Annotated in this window: 14 protein-coding genes; 8 read left to right on the top strand and 6 right to left on the bottom strand. The window is 49.1% G+C overall.

Translation table 11 applies throughout. The features are described from left to right. The 5 genes from rplT to AC4PME_RS10420 form a co-directional block, all read left to right on the top strand. On the top strand, window positions 1-332 hold a 332-nt coding region (gene rplT / locus AC4PME_RS10440), incomplete at its 5' end, for a 50S ribosomal protein L20 (protein ID WP_490710326.1). 264 nt (window positions 333-596) lie between these two features. Beyond that, window positions 597-1,577, top strand: coding sequence for a phenylalanine--tRNA ligase subunit alpha (gene pheS, locus AC4PME_RS10435; RefSeq protein ID WP_119501595.1), 981 nt, complete (start codon window positions 597-599; stop codon window positions 1,575-1,577). A gap of 12 nt (window positions 1,578-1,589) precedes the next feature. After that, complete coding sequence (gene pheT / locus AC4PME_RS10430; protein WP_491045531.1) at window positions 1,590-3,977, top strand: phenylalanine--tRNA ligase subunit beta; 2,388 nt, start codon at window positions 1,590-1,592, stop codon at window positions 3,975-3,977. 3 nt (window positions 3,978-3,980) lie between these two features. Continuing rightward, entirely contained in the window at window positions 3,981-4,280 is a 300-nt protein-coding gene (gene ihfA / locus AC4PME_RS10425; RefSeq protein WP_070123303.1) for an integration host factor subunit alpha, read from the top strand. Window positions 4,281-4,400: 120 nt separating this feature from the next. Next, a complete protein-coding gene (locus AC4PME_RS10420) occupies window positions 4,401-4,979 on the top strand; it encodes a hypothetical protein (RefSeq protein ID WP_491045530.1) in 579 nt (192 codons plus the stop codon). An 11-nt stretch (window positions 4,980-4,990) separates the two neighbouring features. On the opposite strand, the gene ybaK is transcribed toward AC4PME_RS10420, so the two are convergent. After that, window positions 4,991-5,476, bottom strand: coding sequence for a Cys-tRNA(Pro) deacylase (gene ybaK / locus AC4PME_RS10415; protein ID WP_491045529.1), 486 nt, complete (start codon window positions 5,474-5,476; stop codon window positions 4,991-4,993). Between the two features lie 199 nt (window positions 5,477-5,675). Between ybaK and AC4PME_RS10410 the strand changes: the two genes are divergently transcribed. Then, entirely contained in the window at window positions 5,676-7,046 is a 1,371-nt protein-coding gene (locus tag AC4PME_RS10410; RefSeq protein WP_119501591.1) for an SLC13 family permease, read from the top strand. 20 nt (window positions 7,047-7,066) lie between these two features. Here the strand turns inward: AC4PME_RS10410 and AC4PME_RS10405 are convergent, their stop codons facing one another. Genes AC4PME_RS10405 through AC4PME_RS10395 form a run of 3 tightly spaced genes read right to left on the bottom strand, consistent with a single transcriptional unit; the run spans window position 7,067 to window position 12,638 of the window. Continuing rightward, entirely contained in the window at window positions 7,067-8,500 is a 1,434-nt protein-coding gene (locus AC4PME_RS10405; RefSeq protein ID WP_491045528.1) for a CsiV family protein, read from the bottom strand. 2 nt (window positions 8,501-8,502) lie between these two features. Beyond that, entirely contained in the window at window positions 8,503-11,994 is a 3,492-nt protein-coding gene (mfd, locus tag AC4PME_RS10400) for a transcription-repair coupling factor (protein ID WP_491045527.1), read from the bottom strand. A 50-nt stretch (window positions 11,995-12,044) separates the two neighbouring features. Further along, window positions 12,045-12,638 carry a PilZ domain-containing protein gene (locus tag AC4PME_RS10395; protein ID WP_119501588.1) on the bottom strand — a complete coding sequence of 198 codons (594 nt, stop codon included), beginning with the start codon at window positions 12,636-12,638 and terminating at the stop codon, window positions 12,045-12,047. Between the two features lie 111 nt (window positions 12,639-12,749). Between AC4PME_RS10395 and AC4PME_RS10390 the strand changes: the two genes are divergently transcribed. Continuing rightward, window positions 12,750-13,946, top strand: a complete 1,197-nt coding sequence (locus AC4PME_RS10390; RefSeq protein WP_491045526.1) for a lipoprotein-releasing ABC transporter permease subunit — start codon at window positions 12,750-12,752, stop codon at window positions 13,944-13,946. Between the two features lie 99 nt (window positions 13,947-14,045). Next, window positions 14,046-14,612 (top strand): phosphoribosyltransferase, encoded by a 567-nt coding sequence (locus AC4PME_RS10385; RefSeq protein WP_119501586.1) that lies wholly within the window; start codon window positions 14,046-14,048, stop codon window positions 14,610-14,612. 26 nt (window positions 14,613-14,638) lie between these two features. Here the strand turns inward: AC4PME_RS10385 and AC4PME_RS10380 are convergent, their stop codons facing one another. Together AC4PME_RS10380 and AC4PME_RS10375 are read right to left on the bottom strand one after the other, a co-directional pair. Continuing rightward, entirely contained in the window at window positions 14,639-15,262 is a 624-nt protein-coding gene (locus tag AC4PME_RS10380) for a DJ-1/PfpI family protein (RefSeq protein ID WP_491045525.1), read from the bottom strand. Next, on the bottom strand, window positions 15,234-15,878 hold the full coding sequence (locus AC4PME_RS10375) for an energy-coupling factor ABC transporter permease (RefSeq protein ID WP_491529585.1): 645 nt from the start codon (window positions 15,876-15,878) through the stop codon (window positions 15,234-15,236). The genes AC4PME_RS10380 and AC4PME_RS10375 overlap by 29 nt, the downstream gene beginning before the upstream one ends. Window positions 15,879-15,880 lie beyond the last annotated feature (2 nt).

Here is a 15,880-nt window from a genome sequence, read left to right as displayed (position 1 = left end):
TCGCACGTGCTCGTCACAAAAAAGTCCTCAAGCAGGCAAAAGGTTATTACGGTGCACGTTCACGTGTTTATCGCGTAGCGGTACAGGCCGTAACTAAAGCTGGTCAATATGCATATCGTGACCGTCGTCAGCGTAAGCGTCAATTCCGTCAACTGTGGATTGCACGTATCAACGCTGCGGCTCGTCAAAATGGTATCTCATACAGCCGTTTCATCAACGGTCTGAAGAAAGCGTCTGTTGAAATCGATCGTAAGATCCTTGCCGACATCGCGGTACATGACAAGGTAGCATTCAGCGCATTAGTCGAAGCGGCTAAAGGCGCATTAGCTTAATTTTTTAACAAATTAAGTTTAAGTTCTTTCGGGAAACGGCGAGCAGGATGCTCGCCGTTTTTCGTTTCAGCGCAAAAATTTTTCCATTCTTCCGCCACCTCTGGCAATAAGCGCTTAAATCGCAAATTAATACTGTAAATGTTGGAATATTCAGCCTCTTAGGGTAGCCGTATTCTTTGTCTGTCGTGTAAACTACGGGTTTAGAATTTTTGGTTAAGCAGCAACGCTGTTTTTCCACCACTACCATGCCAAATTGAGGATAACATGGAGCTTGAAGCGATCATCAGTCAGGCACAAAGCCAGATTGACGCTGCCGAAGATGCAGCCACGCTCGATAATGTGCGCGTCGAGTTTATGGGTAAGAAAGGCAAGCTGACTGACCTGTTAAAAGGGTTAGGCAAACTGTCTAACGAAGAACGTCCTGCAGCCGGACAAAAAATTAATCAGGCCAAACAGCAAATTCAGCAGGCAATCAGTGTTAAGGGCGAAGCGTTACGTGCCGCTGAACTGAATGCAAAGCTGTCTGAAGAAGCTGTGGACGTGTCAGCGCCAGGCCGTCAGGAAGTGCCGGGTAACATACACCCTGTCAGCCGAACGATTGAGCGAATCGAAGGTTTTTTTGGTCAGTTAGGCTTTGCTGTTAAAACCGGACCGGAAGTGGAAGACAGCTTTCACAATTTCGATGCGCTGAATATCCCTGCCAATCACCCGGCACGGGCTGATCACGATACCTTTTATTTTAATCCTGATGTGATGCTGCGTACCCAGACTTCCGGTGTGCAAATTCGTACCATGGAAACGGAAAAGCCACCGCTGCGTATTATTTCGCCGGGTCGTGTTTACCGTAATGATTACGACCAGACACACACACCGATGTTTCATCAGGTGGAGGGTCTGATGGTTGACCGCAATGTCAGCTTTGCTGAATTGAAAGGCATTCTTCATGACTTCCTGGAACATTTCTTCGAAGAGTCACTGGAAGTGCGTTTCCGTCCTTCTTATTTCCCGTTTACAGAGCCTTCTGCCGAAGTAGACGTGCGTCGTAAAGGCGGAAAATGGCTGGAAGTACTGGGCTGCGGTATGGTGCACCCGAACGTACTGAAAGCAGTACACATTGATCCTGAAGAATTCACCGGCTTTGCTTTTGGTATGGGCGTTGAACGTCTGACCATGCTGCGCTATGGCGTTAACGACCTGCGCGCATTTTTCGAAAACGATCTTCGTTTCCTGAAGCAGTTCAATTAAGGCAAAGCAATCATGAAATTTAGTGAACAGTGGTTAAGAGAGTGGGTTAACCCACAGGTTTCTACCGGTGCCTTATCTGAGCAGCTCAGCATGGCTGGCCTGGAAGTGGATGGCGTTGAACCCGTTGCAGCGGAATTTTCCGGTGTGGTAGTGGGTAAAGTAGTTGAGTGTGGTCAGCATCCGAATGCAGACAAACTCAGAGTGACAAAAATTAATGTCGGTGAAGAGGAATTACTGGACATCGTATGCGGTGCGCCTAACTGTCGCGAAGGATTGAAAGTTGCAGTAGCGAAAGTCGGAGCAGTACTTCCCGGTGATTTCAAAATTAAGAAAGCCAAACTTCGTGGCGAGCCTTCTCACGGTATGCTTTGCAGCTTTTCTGAGCTTGGCATGGGAGAGGATCATAGCGGCATCATTGAGCTTCCTGCAGACGCAGAGCTTGGCATGGACATTCGCGATTACCTGAATCTCGATGACAATATCATTGAAGTCGATTTAACACCCAACCGTGCAGACTGTCTGGGTATTCGTGGCCTGGCCCGTGAAGTCGGTGTACTGAACAGTGCCGATGTCACTGAGCCGGCTGTCGAAGACGTGGAAGCGACTATTGACGACAAACTGGCGATTACCCTAAGCGCACCTGAAGCGTGTCCACGTTATCTGGGCCGGGTTATCTGCAATGTTGACGTAAAAGCAGCGTCACCACTGTGGCTGAAAGAAAAGCTGCGTCGTTGCGGAATCCGTTCAATTGATCCTATCGTAGACGTCACTAACTTCGTTCTGCTTGAGCTGGGTCAGCCGTTACATGCATTTAACCTGGATGCCATCGACGGCAATATCAACGTTCGTCTTGCGCATGCCGGGGAGCAACTGACTCTGCTTGATGAGAGCACCGTCGAGCTGAAAGACAACACCCTGGTCATCGCAGATGACAGCAAAGCACTGGCCATGGCCGGAATTTTCGGTGGTCTGCACTCGGGCGTGAACGAAGAAACAAAGCATATTCTGCTGGAAAGTGCGTTCTTCAGCCGTGATGCCATTGCCGGTCGTGCCCGACAATACGGTTTGCATACCGATGCATCTCACCGCTATGAGCGTGGTGTGGATCCGTTGCTGCAACGTAAAGCGATGGAAAGAGCCACGGCACTTATTCTGGATATTTGTGGCGGTCAGCCGGGTCCGGTTGTAGAAGCCGTAAATGAGGCATCACTGCCAGTGTCATCTGATGTGGTATTACGCCGTGCACGTTTAAGCCGTGTGCTGGGTATTGATATTGCTGACGATAAAGTGACCGATATTCTTACCCGTCTGGGCCTGGATGTCACGGTAACGGAATCAGGCTGGGAAGCGAAAGCGCCAAGCTACCGTTTTGACATTGCCATTGAAGAAGATCTGATTGAAGAAGTGGCCCGTGTTTACGGTTATAACAATATTCTTGACCAGGCACCGAAAGGCAGCCTGAAGCTGCTGGACAGCAGCGAGTCAGCGATTCCGGTTTCCCGTTTTAAATCTGAACTTACTGCACGGGGTTACGTCGAAGCCATTACGTATTCGTTTGTTGACCCTAAAGTACAAAGCGGCTTATTCCCGTCTCAGGAAGGAATGGTATTACCACATCCTATTTCGGCAGATATGTCTGTTATGCGTTTAAGCCTGTGGCCGGGATTACTGGGCGCTACCGCTTACAACCAGAAACGTCAGCAAGCGCGGGTCAGATTGTTCGAAACTGGTTTACGTTTTATTCCTGACAGCGATGCGCCGCAGGGTGTGCGCCAGGAGCCGGTGATTGCCGGTGTGATTGCCGGCCGCCGTTATGACGAAAGCTGGTTGAGCGACGACAGTGCGGTAGATTTCTTTGATGCCAAAGGAGATGTGGAAGCGTTACTGGCACTCAAAGCCGGCGGGCAGTCAGTCACCTTTGTAAAAGGCGAACACAGCGCATTGCATCCGGGTATGACTGCAGAAGTGCTTTTAAATGGCAAATCAATCGGTTATGTTGGTGCAATTCACCCACAGTTTACTAAACTGTTAGGTGTAAATGGTCGCGTTTTCGTCTTTGAGCTTGATCTTAAAGCAATTTCTGAGCGTAACTTGCCTCAGGCAAAAGCAATTTCCAGGTTCCCGGCGAACCGTCGTGATATTGCAATTACGGTCAAAGATGAAATTACCGTTGGAGCGATTCTTTCTTTCGTAGAAAAAATTGGCGTAAATCAACTAGTTGGCCTAAACTTGTTCGATGTGTATAAAGGGAAGGGTGTCGAGCCCGGCGATAAGAGCCTCGCACTGTCTCTTGTACTACAGGATCCTGATAAAACTTTGGAAGAAGCTGAAATACAACAAGCAGTGGACACCGTAGTTAAAGGGCTGGAATCAGAGTTTGGGGCAGCGTTAAGAGAGTAGATTATGGCATTGACCAAAGCCGAAATGGCTGAACACTTATTCGAAAAACTGGGTATTAATAAAAAAGACGCTAAGGATTTGGTGGAAGCCTTCTTTGAGGAAATCAAGGAAGCGTTAGAATCTGGTGAACAAGTGAAACTGTCAGGTTTTGGTAATTTTGACCTGCGTGATAAGAATGAGCGTCCCGGAAGAAACCCGAAAACCGGTGAAGATATTCCGATCAAAGCCAGACGGGTGGTTACATTCCGTCCCGGCCAGAAGCTCAAAAGCCGGGTTGAAAACTCAAAGCCACCGACAGAGTAACGTCGTTACGGCATCTGTAAGCGGTGCCTCGTCTGTCAGGTATTGATATTCTTTATTAGGGCAATGCGCGCTGCGTATTGCCTTTTTCGTTTTTAAAATTGCATTTATGCAGGAGTTGCAATGAAAAAAGCAGGATTCCTCGCAGCATTGATTCTTGTTGCTGTGGCGGGGTATTTCATTTATCTGTCCGATTCTTCTTCAGAACAGGCTCCGGTACCGGTAATTACGGTGATGGATATTCTTCATGCTTCTGATTTGGAAGCCGGTATAAAGCAGGCAGTTGCTGATGGTGACAGTGAAGCACTTGAAAAATGGATGAACCGGGCGCAGGAAGTGGCGGAACAGGCCGGTCTGAGTTCAACTGATATGCAGTATCTTGCGTCATCTCAGGCGGTTGAATACGTAAAGTTCAATGCCAAACGCAGCTTGTTTAACGATGAGTTTGAAGATCGTTACTATGCCCTTGAAGACATCGACAGTCTGAAGGTGAAGTATCCGGAAGCGAAAGATTTGTTCCCGCAAGTGGAGGCATTAATCACTAAGCGGGATCAGATCATTGAGCAGATTGCTGTCACGTTGTCGTCAGGACAGGCACCCGGTGAGAAAGAACGTGAGGCAGCCAGAGAAATGTGGCAGTCACGCTATGCCGGAGCAAACAACGGGGACCGGGAAGCTATCCGGCCGGGTACCGGCGAATAATCAGATTAGTTTCACCCGTTATCTTCGCTGCTGACGGTCAGCGGGTGAAATGTTGCAGCGGTCAGTGCACTTAAATCAGACGGTTTCAAACCGACTTCAAGCCCTCTGCGGCCGGCACTGACATGCATTTTCTCCAGGTTCTGCGCTGAATGGTGAATGAACACCGGTAGTCTTTTCTTTTGTCCCAGCGGGCTCACTCCACCCAAAATATAGCCTGTAGTCCGCTCGACGTCTGCCGGGGCTGCCATGGCTGCTTTTTTCGTGCCGGCAGCTTTCGCTACAGCTTTCATGCTCAACTTATCTTCCACGGGTATGATGCAGACAACCCATTGCTGCTTATCTGTTTCTGCTACCAGTGTTTTAAAAACCGTTACAGGATCGAGGTGCAGTTTTTCGCAGGCTTCCAGTCCGTATGAAGGCGCAGCGGGATCGTGTTCGTATTTTAATACCTGATGTGTCACTTTCTTCTTTTTCAGAAGATTAATCGCCGGCGTCATAGGGCCTCAACTAAGGAAGATAAAAAGGGTTTTGTGCGTTTTGATTTTTGCATCAATGCCGGTTTTTATGATATCAATATCAACGCGCTAACTTAATCAAATAATAAAAATAAACCGGATTAAGACTCAATTGCGAAAACGCCTGCCATCAGTTTCTTTCACCACGTAGTCGGTGCATCACGCGCCCGGAAATGTATGTATGCAAGTTAAATCACGCTTTATTGCCTTGTCAGTACTGGCAAGTCTGAGTATTTTTGTCATTATGATGAGTAATGACTTCGGCCAGATCATGAGTTTAACGGCCGGTCTTACTATTCTTATCGCTATGCTCTGGATGACCGAAGCATTACCTATTCCCGTCACGTCTCTTATTCCGTTTTTTGCCTTTCCCATGGCGGGAGTGATGACCTATCAGGAAGCGTCATCGGCGCTGGGAAGCCACGTTATCTTGTTGTTGATGGGCGGCTTTATGTTGTCCAAGTCGCTGGAAAAATCCGGCGTACACCGCAGGCTGGCAGTTTATATGCTGAAGCTTACCGGGGCCTCAAATGCTAAGCGGCTGGTGCTCGGTTTTATGCTTACCTCTGCGGTTCTCAGTATGTGGATATCGAATACGGCCACTACGCTGATGCTGCTGCCCATTGCACTGGCAATAATCAGCTCTGTGGATTCTCCCCGTCTGGCATCTGCCATTTTACTGGGGATTGCCTACGCCGCCAGTATCGGTGGGGTAGGTACACCAATTGGTACGCCGCCAAATATCATTTTTATGAGTGTGTATCAGCAAACTACCGGCACTGAGCTGAGCTTTCTGGACTGGATGAAAACCGGTATTCCGGTAGTTATACTGGCTATTCCGGTGATGGCGCTGTGGCTTACACGTCATCTTGGTCAGATCCCCACGGTGGTGTTACCGGACACCGGTGACTGGAAACCGGCTGAACGCCGGGTGCTGATTTCATTTTTAATTATTGCGCTGGCATGGGTTTTCCGGCCGTTCTGGACACAGTGGCTGGGCATGACGAATGTGAGTGACAGTACTATCGCCATGGCCGGTGTGGTAATGATGTGCCTTATACCGGACGGCAACAAGGAAAAGCCGGGACAAATCCTTGACTGGGATACTGCCGCTCAGATCCCCTGGGGTCTGCTGATGGTTTACGCCGGCGGTATTTGCCTGGCTAAAGCTTTTACTGTATCAGGCTTAAGTGTGGTGCTGGGGGAAGCATTGACCAGTTTATCGGTATTACCGGTCATGCTGCTGATCCTGGTGCTGTGTCTTGCAGTGAGCTTTGTGACTGAAGTGACGTCCAATACAGCCACAGCTACGTTGTTGATGCCAATTCTGGCCAGTGCCGCTATTGCCCTCGACCTCGACCCTGTGGTGTTAATGATGCCTGCTGCTATCAGCGCCAGTTGCGCGTTTATGATGCCGGTTGCCACGCCGACAAATACGATTGTGTATGGTAGTGGTCATATTAATATGCAGACAATGGTCAGAGAGGGCACCATTCTGAATATACTGGTGGCATTTGTGGTCACCGGCGTGGTCATTGTCACACGCCTTTAGCTGCCGTTGAAAGACATCAGCTATTGCTGATGTCTTCTGATTTGCACAATCATGCCAAACATGGGGTGGTCAAAGTAGTGGATTTGTTTACTGATCACCCGGCGTACCTGATGAAAAGGCACCGCCTGCAATTCAAATTCAGGCTGCCCGTTTTCGCTCTCTCCCGTCGTTACCGGCTGACGGTACTGCATCTCACTGTCGATGTGCAGATAAGGTACCCGGTTAATATATTTCAGATACACTTTCAAAAAACCATCTAATTGCCAGATGGCAGGCGTAAGGCCTTCGTTAGCCTGTGCGACGGTCGTATTTTGTGCTGTATCCGCCTGCATGATTTGTTCAGGTCCCGCTGCCATCATGTCGTCAAAACTCACCTTACCGGCGCGGTTCAGACGTGAAGATAACTGCGTAAAGAAATCATCCTGTGTCAGCGTTAAATCTTCCTGTGCCTCTGCCGGTTCGGCGGGTTGCGGTAATGCCGGTTTAATGGCTTCACCATTCATTGTGAAGCTGTCCGCATAATTGTCGCCGGCGATGATCCGCATGGCTGCAGCTTTTTGTTCACCGAACTTCACCGGCTGACGCCAGGCAATATGAAGCATACGGTTCAAGCCCCGGGTTTGCCGGATCTGCCGTGAAAGTTTAGTCAGTTCCAGACTGTCATAAGGCAGCAAGTGCGCAAACCGGGCGAATTCTGTATTCCGGCCGTCAAGAAACTCCGGCACAACATCCGGCGCCGGAAGAGAATTATCCGGTTTGTAAGTCTGCCATTTACCATTCTGCCAGCTTAACCAGTCCCGCGGCGGTTCACAGTAACTGAAACGGGGCACAGTGACGGGTTTAACCGTATTGATCCCGGAAAAAGCAATCCAGTACTCAGCGATTTCTGAATCTATAACAGGGTCAAAAGCCGGCGTAACCGGTTCCTCGTCAGCAACGGCCACTTCACCGGATGAGAACCCGTCATTGCCGGTTTCTTCGCTGAACGCTTCTGCAAGCGCATCTTCGCGGTTCTGCTGAGACAGTTCTGTTTCATCAGATAAGTCCGGTGCTGAGCTAAAATCAGATGGACGGCTGTCTGACAACCCTGTGTTATCAGCGCCTGTACCGGTATTCTCTGATAACAGTGACTGCGAGGCTTTCCAGCGTGCATAGTCAGCCTGAATGTCTTCCAGTGACGGCGTATCCATCCACAAAGGGGAGGAGGGCACACCACAGGTGGCGAGACCTTGCTTAATGTAACTGATATCAGGACGAAGATAGTTATCAATCAGATTTAATTCAGCCACAGACTGAGCCAGTGGTGTTTCAGTAAATTGCTCATTGAGCTCACTGATGCTGAGGTTACGATCGAAAATGATCACTTCCACATCAAACCACCAGTCATCCGCAGCAAATACTGGTGAAGCGGTATTTAAAAGAAGTCCTGCTGCTAAAGCGACTACCCGTTTCATGCTTACTTTGTCTCCATGGCAAAGTCGTTCAGTACATTTTCAATCAGGGATAACCGTTCTTCTGCTGTTTCGGTTTTCTTCACCAGACGCAACTTCTGGCTGCCTTCAAAACGGAACGTATCAGAACGGGTTTGTACCAGTTGGATGATATACCCCGGATCCACTGGCGTATTTTCTCTGAATTCAATGGTGCCGCCAATGCTGGTCAGGTCGATTTTTGTTATACCCAACCGTTTTGCGATGAGTTTGAGTTCAGCGACTTTGATAAGTTGTTTTGCCGGCAACGGCAGTAAGCCAAATCTGTCTATACACTCAACCTGGAATTCATCAATGGCATCTTTACTCTGACAACTTGCCAGTTGCTTATAGAGTGAAAGACGCTGATTCACATCTGCAATATAGTCATCGGGCAGCAGCGCAGGAATACGCAGCTCAATTTCCGTCTGATTGGCTGAGGCATCTTCCAGACTGGGCTCGCGGCCTTCTTTCAATGCTGTCACAGCCTGGTCCAGCATATCCATGTACAGCGTAAAACCGATAGAGGCAATCTGACCCGATTGATCATCGCCGAGCAATTCACCGGCACCGCGAATTTCAAGGTCATGGGTAGCCAGTGCGAAGCCTGCACCCAGATCTTCCAGGCTGGCGATGGCTTCCAGACGCTTGGCCGCATCTTTCGTCATCCGCTTCGGATGCGGGGTAAGCAGATATGCGTATGCCTGGTGGTGAGAACGGCCCACACGTCCGCGTAACTGGTGAAGCTGCGCCAGACCGAGGTGGTCGGCTCTGTCCATAATGATAGTGTTAGCGGTAGGAACGTCGATACCGGTCTCAATGATTGTGGTACACACCAGCACGTTATAGCGCTGATGATAGAAATCACTCATCACGGTTTCCAGTTCCCGCTCACGCATTTGTCCGTGACCGGTGGCAATACGCGCTTCAGGGACAATTTCGGCAATTTCTTTCGCGGTTTTTTCGATGGTATCCACTTCATTGTGGAGGAAGTAAACCTGACCACCGCGAAGAATTTCACGCATAACCGCTTCACGGATCACGGACGTATTGCGTTGCTGCACAAAAGTCTTTATCGATAAACGGCGTGCCGGCGGCGTAGCGATGATGGATAAATCACGCATACCGGACAATGCCATGTTCAGCGTTCTTGGTATGGGGGTAGCGGTAAGGGTCAGAATATCTACGTCTGCACGCAGGGATTTGAATTTTTCCTTTTGACGCACGCCAAAGCGGTGTTCTTCGTCAATGATCACAAGGCCAAGATCATTAAATTCAATGTCACTGCTGAGCAGTTTATGAGTGCCCACCACGATGTCTACCTGGCCCTCTTTGATGCCGTCGACAACGGATTTCTGCGCTTTACCGCTGACAAAACGGCTCATTACCTGAATATTAAACGGCCAGTTTGCAAAGCGGTCTTTGAAGTTCTCAAAATGTTGTTGTGCCAGCAGGGTGGTTGGCACAAGTATGGCCACCTGTTTACCGTGATTGGCAGCCAAAAATGCTGCCCGCATGGCTACTTCTGTTTTACCGAAGCCCACATCACCACAAACCAGTCTGTCCATGGCCTGCGGTGAACCCATATCCTGAATAACCGCATTGATGGCCTGAATTTGATCCGGTGTTTCTTCAAAAGGAAAGCTGTCGGCAAAACTCTGGTAATCTTCCCAGTTGATGTCGTAGGCGTAACCCGGTTTCGCTGCCCGTTTGGCATAGACATTCAACAGCTCCGCAGCCACATCGCGGACCTTCTCGGCAGCTTTTTGTTTCGCCTTTGTCCACGCATCTGAGCCCAGTGAGTTCAGTGGTGCATGATCCACATCGCCGCCGGTATAGCGTGAAATCAGATGTAGAGAAGACACGGGGACGTAGAGTTTTGACTGCTTTGCATATTCAATGCAAACGTACTCGGTCATCACGCCGCCGGCATCCAGGGTTTGCAAACCCGTATACCTGCCCACGCCGTGGTCAAAATGTACCACAGGTTGTCCAACCGACAGTTCGGCGAGGTTGCGGATAATGGCACTTTCATCCGTTGCCTGCCGTTTGTCACGTAAGCGGCGCTGACTGACCTTATGGCCCAGCAGTTCTGTTTCAGTAATAAACAGAATATTGCCCTGTTCACGCTGCAACTCGAAGCTGTTTTCAACCAGACCAACGCAAATACCTGTAGCAACATCACTGTCGATGAAGGCACTGAATTGCTGAACGGCCTCAGGGCGGATCCCTGCTTTATTCAGCAGAGTCAGCAGATTTTCCCGCCGTCCCTGAGATTCAGCACAGAAAAGCACACGGCTGCCGGCATTCCGCGCGGCTTTCATTTTTTCCGTCAGCGCCTGAGCCGGCTGTTTCTTCTGCGGATTAAATGCGATGTCTTTAAGGCTTTCGCATCCGAGGTTGGATTTTCCTGCTTTTTCTTCTAAAGCGTCTGTATGCAGTGAAATCCGCGGCCAGTTTTTAACCTGTTCGAAAAGTTGGTTAACTGGCAGAAACAGTGCTTCAGGGCTGAGCAGGGGGCGTGATAAGTCGTATCTGCGCTGTTCGTAACGCTCTGCCACATCTGCCCAGTAAAACTCGCTGGCGTCCATGACATCGCCATGCAGCATCAGGACGGCATTATCGTGGAGATAGTCAAACAGGGTAGCAGTATGGTCAAAAAACAGCGGCAGGTAGTATTCGATACCGCCTGGCATGGTGCCTTTGGATACCTGACTTAATACCGATTCCTGCGAACTGTTGCTGTCGAAGGTTTCCAGGTAACGGGCTCTGAAGGCTGACAGTGCAGCTTTGTCGGTGGGAAATTCTCTCGCCGGTAACAACCGTATTTCATCTACGGCATCCGCAGAGCGCTGATTTTCTGTTTCAAAATAGCGGATAGAATCAATTTCATCATCGAATAAATCAATGCGGAATGGTCTGTCGCTGCCCATGGGAAACAGGTCGATAATGGAACCGCGAATGGAAAATTCGCTGTGGCTCATTACCTGGTTAACATGCAGATAGCCGGCCTGTTCGAGATTGCGCCGGAACTGTTCACGGTCGAGGGTATCGCCTTTATGAACCATCAGCAGATATTTATTCAAATAATCTACCGGTGCCAGCCGTTGCATCAGCGTGTTTACGGGAACGATGAAGATACCGCGGGGCTCGTTCGCCATCCGGTACAAAGTTTCCATCCGCTGGGAAACAATATCCTGATGGGGCGAAAACATGTCATAAGGCAGAGTTTCCCAATCAGGGAACAAGGTGGTAACACTACGGTCGTTGTCTAAAAACCATGCGAGTTCCCGCTGGAGCTTCATGGCTGACGGCGTGTCAGCGGTGATAACAACCACCGGTCCTTTATGCTGCTTATATGCCTGGCTGACGGCCAGAGCGCGGCTACTGCCTTTTAACTGACCCCATTGCTGGTGATCACCTGTGCTGCCGGCCTTTTTTGCCTTTGGCAATGGTAAAGAAAAAATTGTGGCTGTCATGTCACCTTGAAAACTATTGGCTGGTTATCATGGAGTTGCGTGAGAGCGAACTATTCCTGTTTGTCCTGAGCGCGTTTGCGCAGCTGCTGGGTTTGCAAATGCAAACTGGCGCGCACCAGCAATTCCTGATCCTGTTCGCGGATGCTGCGGAAAATGAAGGATATATGGTAATCATCTCCGTGCTGCTGGCAAGCAATAACTTCACCGAAACAATAAACAGCCGCCGCTTCCTGATTGAGAAACAGCTTCAGTTCAGCCAGCGTACCGGTTTCGTAAGGCGATGTGGTACTGACAATTATACCGCCGCCGCCAAACTTAACGGTTTGATAGCGACAGGTCTCATCATCCTGCTGGTGCAGTATATAAGACATCATCAGGTCGATTTTTCTGGCCTGATGGTTCAGGTAATCGGTTAGCGCTGCAGCGTGGTCTCCGAGGTTACGCAGCGGTCTTAATGCCTGTGCCTCGATGGCTGCCATTTCCCCGGCAATTCTGAATGCATAGGGCATGACGGATTCAAGATCGTCACTGGCAGGAACGGGTTTACCCGCTTCCAGCGGCACTACGTTTACCGGCAGTTCACTGGTAATCATGAAGAACTCGTCGAATTGTGCCTGTTTATCTGCCAGTGTCTCGTTGCTCATTTAAATCCTGCTACATCAATCTTGTACGTAGTAAAGCTTACACGTAGACTAACAACTTTACTAATACGGTTGCCGTATTACGCCATTTACTTTTTCCGACGCCGGGTTTTCATGTTTCAACCAGTCTCTGCCTTTCTGGCGCTGCGCTATTCTACTGCGAATAAACAAAATAGCTTTGTTTCGTTCATTAACTTTTTTTCAGTCGCCGGGATTGCACTGGGTTTGATGGCGCTGATCATTGTGTTATCCGTGATGAACGGGTTTGAAGGACAATTAAAGCAGCGCATTCTGGGCATTCTTCCTCATGTAGTTGTACATGCTGAACCATCTGCGGCTCCCTTTGAAAGCATTGCCGGTGTAGACCATGTCATGCCGTTTATCGAAACAGAAGGAGTTTTACAGGCAAGAAGCGGGCTGAGAGGTGTGCAGATTCAGGGCGTTGTGCCGGAAGATATGCAGGGCTCTGTGGTGGCAGAAAACATGGTGGCCGGTAAGTTCACCGGTCTGGAAAGCGGCAGTTTTAATGTGATTGCCGGACAGGCGCTGGCTGTTCAACTCGATCTCAGGCCGGGGGATACAATGCGCCTTCTTGTGGCAGGAGCCAGTGTATATACCCCGCTGGGACGCATGCCGGCTCAGCGTATTGTAAAAGTAGCAGGACTTTACGGGGTCAATTCTCAGATGGATGACAAGGTCATCTTTATGCATCTGGACGATCTGAAAAGGTTGTTGCGGAAACCTCAGGATGCGCCCGCAGACACCCGCCTTTTTCTCAACGACGCTTTTAATTACAGTGCGGTCATAAACACATTAGACGGGCAGGGCTTTTCATCCGATAACTGGCGGGAACGTCAGGGCCCCTTGTTCGATGCCGTGAAAATGGAAAAAAACATGATGTTTATGATGCTGCTTCTCATCATTGCAGTCGCTGCATTTAATATTGTTTCTGCACTGGTGATGGTAGTCACTGAAAAGCAGGGTGACATTGCCATCTTACAAACTCAGGGAATGGAAGCCGGTCAGATACGGACAGTCTTTTTACTTAACGGCCTGTTTAACGGTGTGAAGGGCGCTATACTTGGTCTGGTACTGGGTGTTGTGGTAGTGCTGCAACTGAATAATTTTCTGGCACTGCTGGATATTCAGCTGGCATTGTCTGCCGACGGGCAGGGGATCCCTGTGGATTTACGCTGGTATCAGGTCATTATGGTGACACTGTTTTCACTGGGACTGTGTTTGCTGGCCAGTGTTTACCCTGCTGTGAGAGCAATGAAAGTGCATCCTGCTACGGCGCTGCAGAACGAATAAACTGGCTTGTACCATGTTGACCATGTGGTTAATTTTGCGTGCAAATAACCTTAATTTTCACTATACTTCCCGCCTTTCAAATCTGGCCGGATAAATGCTATGAACAAAAACTTTATTACCTCCCAATCTCTTCTGGAAGACTCGTTCCGTTTAGCGGCTATGGTATATGAAGATGGCTTCCGGCCGGACTTCATTATCGGTATCTGGCGTGGTGGTGCGCCTATTGGTATCGCCGTTCAGGAATTTTTTGAATTCAAAAATACTCCCACTGACCATATCGCAGTGAGAACATCGTCTTACTACGGTATCAATAAACAGTCGAAAGAAATCCGTGTTCACGGTCTGCATTATCTGGTCGAAAATGCTAATGCTGACGACAAACTGCTGATTGTTGATGATGTATTTGATTCCGGCCGCAGTGTGGATGCGCTTATCAACCAGGTGCGTAAACTGATGCGTCTGAATATGCCGAAAGACATCCGTATTGCCTGCCCCTGGTACAAGCCACAGAACAACAAGACAGAAATTGTTCCCGACTATTATGTTAACCAGAGTGATGAGTGGCTGGTATTTCCTCACGAAATCGCCGGTTTGAGTGAAGAAGAAGTGCGGGAAGGCAAAACCGAACTGGCCGGTGTGATGGATATTCTTTACAAGAAAGACTGACCTTTCCTGCTTTAAACGTGTCTGCGCTATACGCGCAGACAGCTGTCGTCCCACCGGTATTCCATTTGTCTGGCTGTTGCTTCAGCATCAGTTTTCTTCGTAATGTCAGCCACCAGCGTTAACGCCATGTCGATGCCGGCTGATATTCCGCCACTGCTGTAAAGTGTGCCCTGATTCACTACCCGGCAATTTTCATGCACAGTGAGTGACGGATAGAGCCTGCGCAAATCAGCAATGTCCTCCCAATGTGTTGTCATATTATGAGTATCCACAATTCCTGCTTCGGCAAGTAAGAATGCACCGGTACACACTGACGCCACTATCTTTGCACTGGCAGATGCCTGTTTGATCCATGCCAGCAACACAGGATTGTTCACTTCGCGGGTATGATCACCGCCAACCACCACCAGGATGTCCGGTTTCTCTGAATCTGCAAATGTAGCGTGGCTCTGTACCATAAAATCCGCACGGGCTTTAATCATGGCTGTTTCTGCTACCAGTTGTACCTGCCAGTTAAACTGGTGGACCCGCATAGCTGTAGTGAAAACTTCGTAGGGCCCGGCGAAATCGAGTACTTCAGCATCAGGGTAAATCACAATGGCAAAACGCAGTGGCTGTTGGTTATTTTCCGTCGATATAGAATTTGTCATGGAAGGTGTAGACCAGTTCAGGTTTATAGACGATGAGCAATGTCATAGTCATACCATTTAACAGTCCTTCCGGGAAGAGCAGTAAGGGGATAAGAATAAGGTAGTTATCTCTTACGGTTTGCCAGTCATATAAACCGTCAGCCAGGTAATATCCCCCCAGCAACCCCATTTTAAAAGCAATGACTATAGCGCCCGGGAAAAATGCACAGGCAAAGATGTAGACGAACAGATTACGGGGGATTTTGTGAAATGCGGTCATAAAGATGACATAGCTGACGCACACAGGCATGACAACACCAAGCAAGCCGTTTACACCAATCATATGCCATTGTTCAGTACCGGTTAATGTTATACCGGTAAGGGCCACGGCTCCGGCAATCAGCGCCTTTCTGAATCCGAGTGTCAGCGTTAGTGCACTCAGCCATAAAAAATGAACATCCAGCCCCTGATAAATACCGGCACGGAAAATCCACAAAAAAAACAGCAGCGCGGTATAACCGAATAACACATGCTGCTGTCTCTTATCTTTTAACAGAGCCTGCCAGGACAGATTCCTGATTATCACAATCATCAGTCCGGTGAACAGAATAAGTGCGAATGTTTGCAGGCTTGTCAATG

It is taken from the genome of Alteromonas sp. (assembly GCF_984505615.1).
The sequence above is the reverse complement of the archived record's forward strand: the minus strand, read 5'-3'. Positions and strand labels throughout refer to the sequence as shown.

Bases quoted from the DNA above. Each gene is read 5' to 3' on its own strand.
- pheS (WP_119501595.1), top strand. From the start codon at position 597: ATGGAGCTTGAAGCGATCATCAGTCAGGCACAAAGCCAGATTGACGCT.
- pheT (WP_491045531.1), top strand. From the start codon at position 1,590: ATGAAATTTAGTGAACAGTGGTTAAGAGAGTGGGTTAACCCACAGGTT.
- ihfA (WP_070123303.1), top strand. From the start codon at position 3,981: ATGGCATTGACCAAAGCCGAAATGGCTGAACACTTATTCGAAAAACTG.
- AC4PME_RS10420 (WP_491045530.1), top strand. From the start codon at position 4,401: ATGAAAAAAGCAGGATTCCTCGCAGCATTGATTCTTGTTGCTGTGGCG.
- ybaK (WP_491045529.1), bottom strand. From the start codon at position 5,476: ATGACGCCGGCGATTAATCTTCTGAAAAAGAAGAAAGTGACACATCAG.
- AC4PME_RS10410 (WP_119501591.1), top strand. From the start codon at position 5,676: ATGCAAGTTAAATCACGCTTTATTGCCTTGTCAGTACTGGCAAGTCTG.
- AC4PME_RS10405 (WP_491045528.1), bottom strand. From the start codon at position 8,500: ATGAAACGGGTAGTCGCTTTAGCAGCAGGACTTCTTTTAAATACCGCT.
- mfd (WP_491045527.1), bottom strand. From the start codon at position 11,994: ATGACAGCCACAATTTTTTCTTTACCATTGCCAAAGGCAAAAAAGGCC.
- AC4PME_RS10395 (WP_119501588.1), bottom strand. From the start codon at position 12,638: ATGAGCAACGAGACACTGGCAGATAAACAGGCACAATTCGACGAGTTC.
- AC4PME_RS10390 (WP_491045526.1), top strand. From the start codon at position 12,750: ATGTTTCAACCAGTCTCTGCCTTTCTGGCGCTGCGCTATTCTACTGCG.
- AC4PME_RS10385 (WP_119501586.1), top strand. From the start codon at position 14,046: ATGAACAAAAACTTTATTACCTCCCAATCTCTTCTGGAAGACTCGTTC.
- AC4PME_RS10380 (WP_491045525.1), bottom strand. From the start codon at position 15,262: ATGACAAATTCTATATCGACGGAAAATAACCAACAGCCACTGCGTTTT.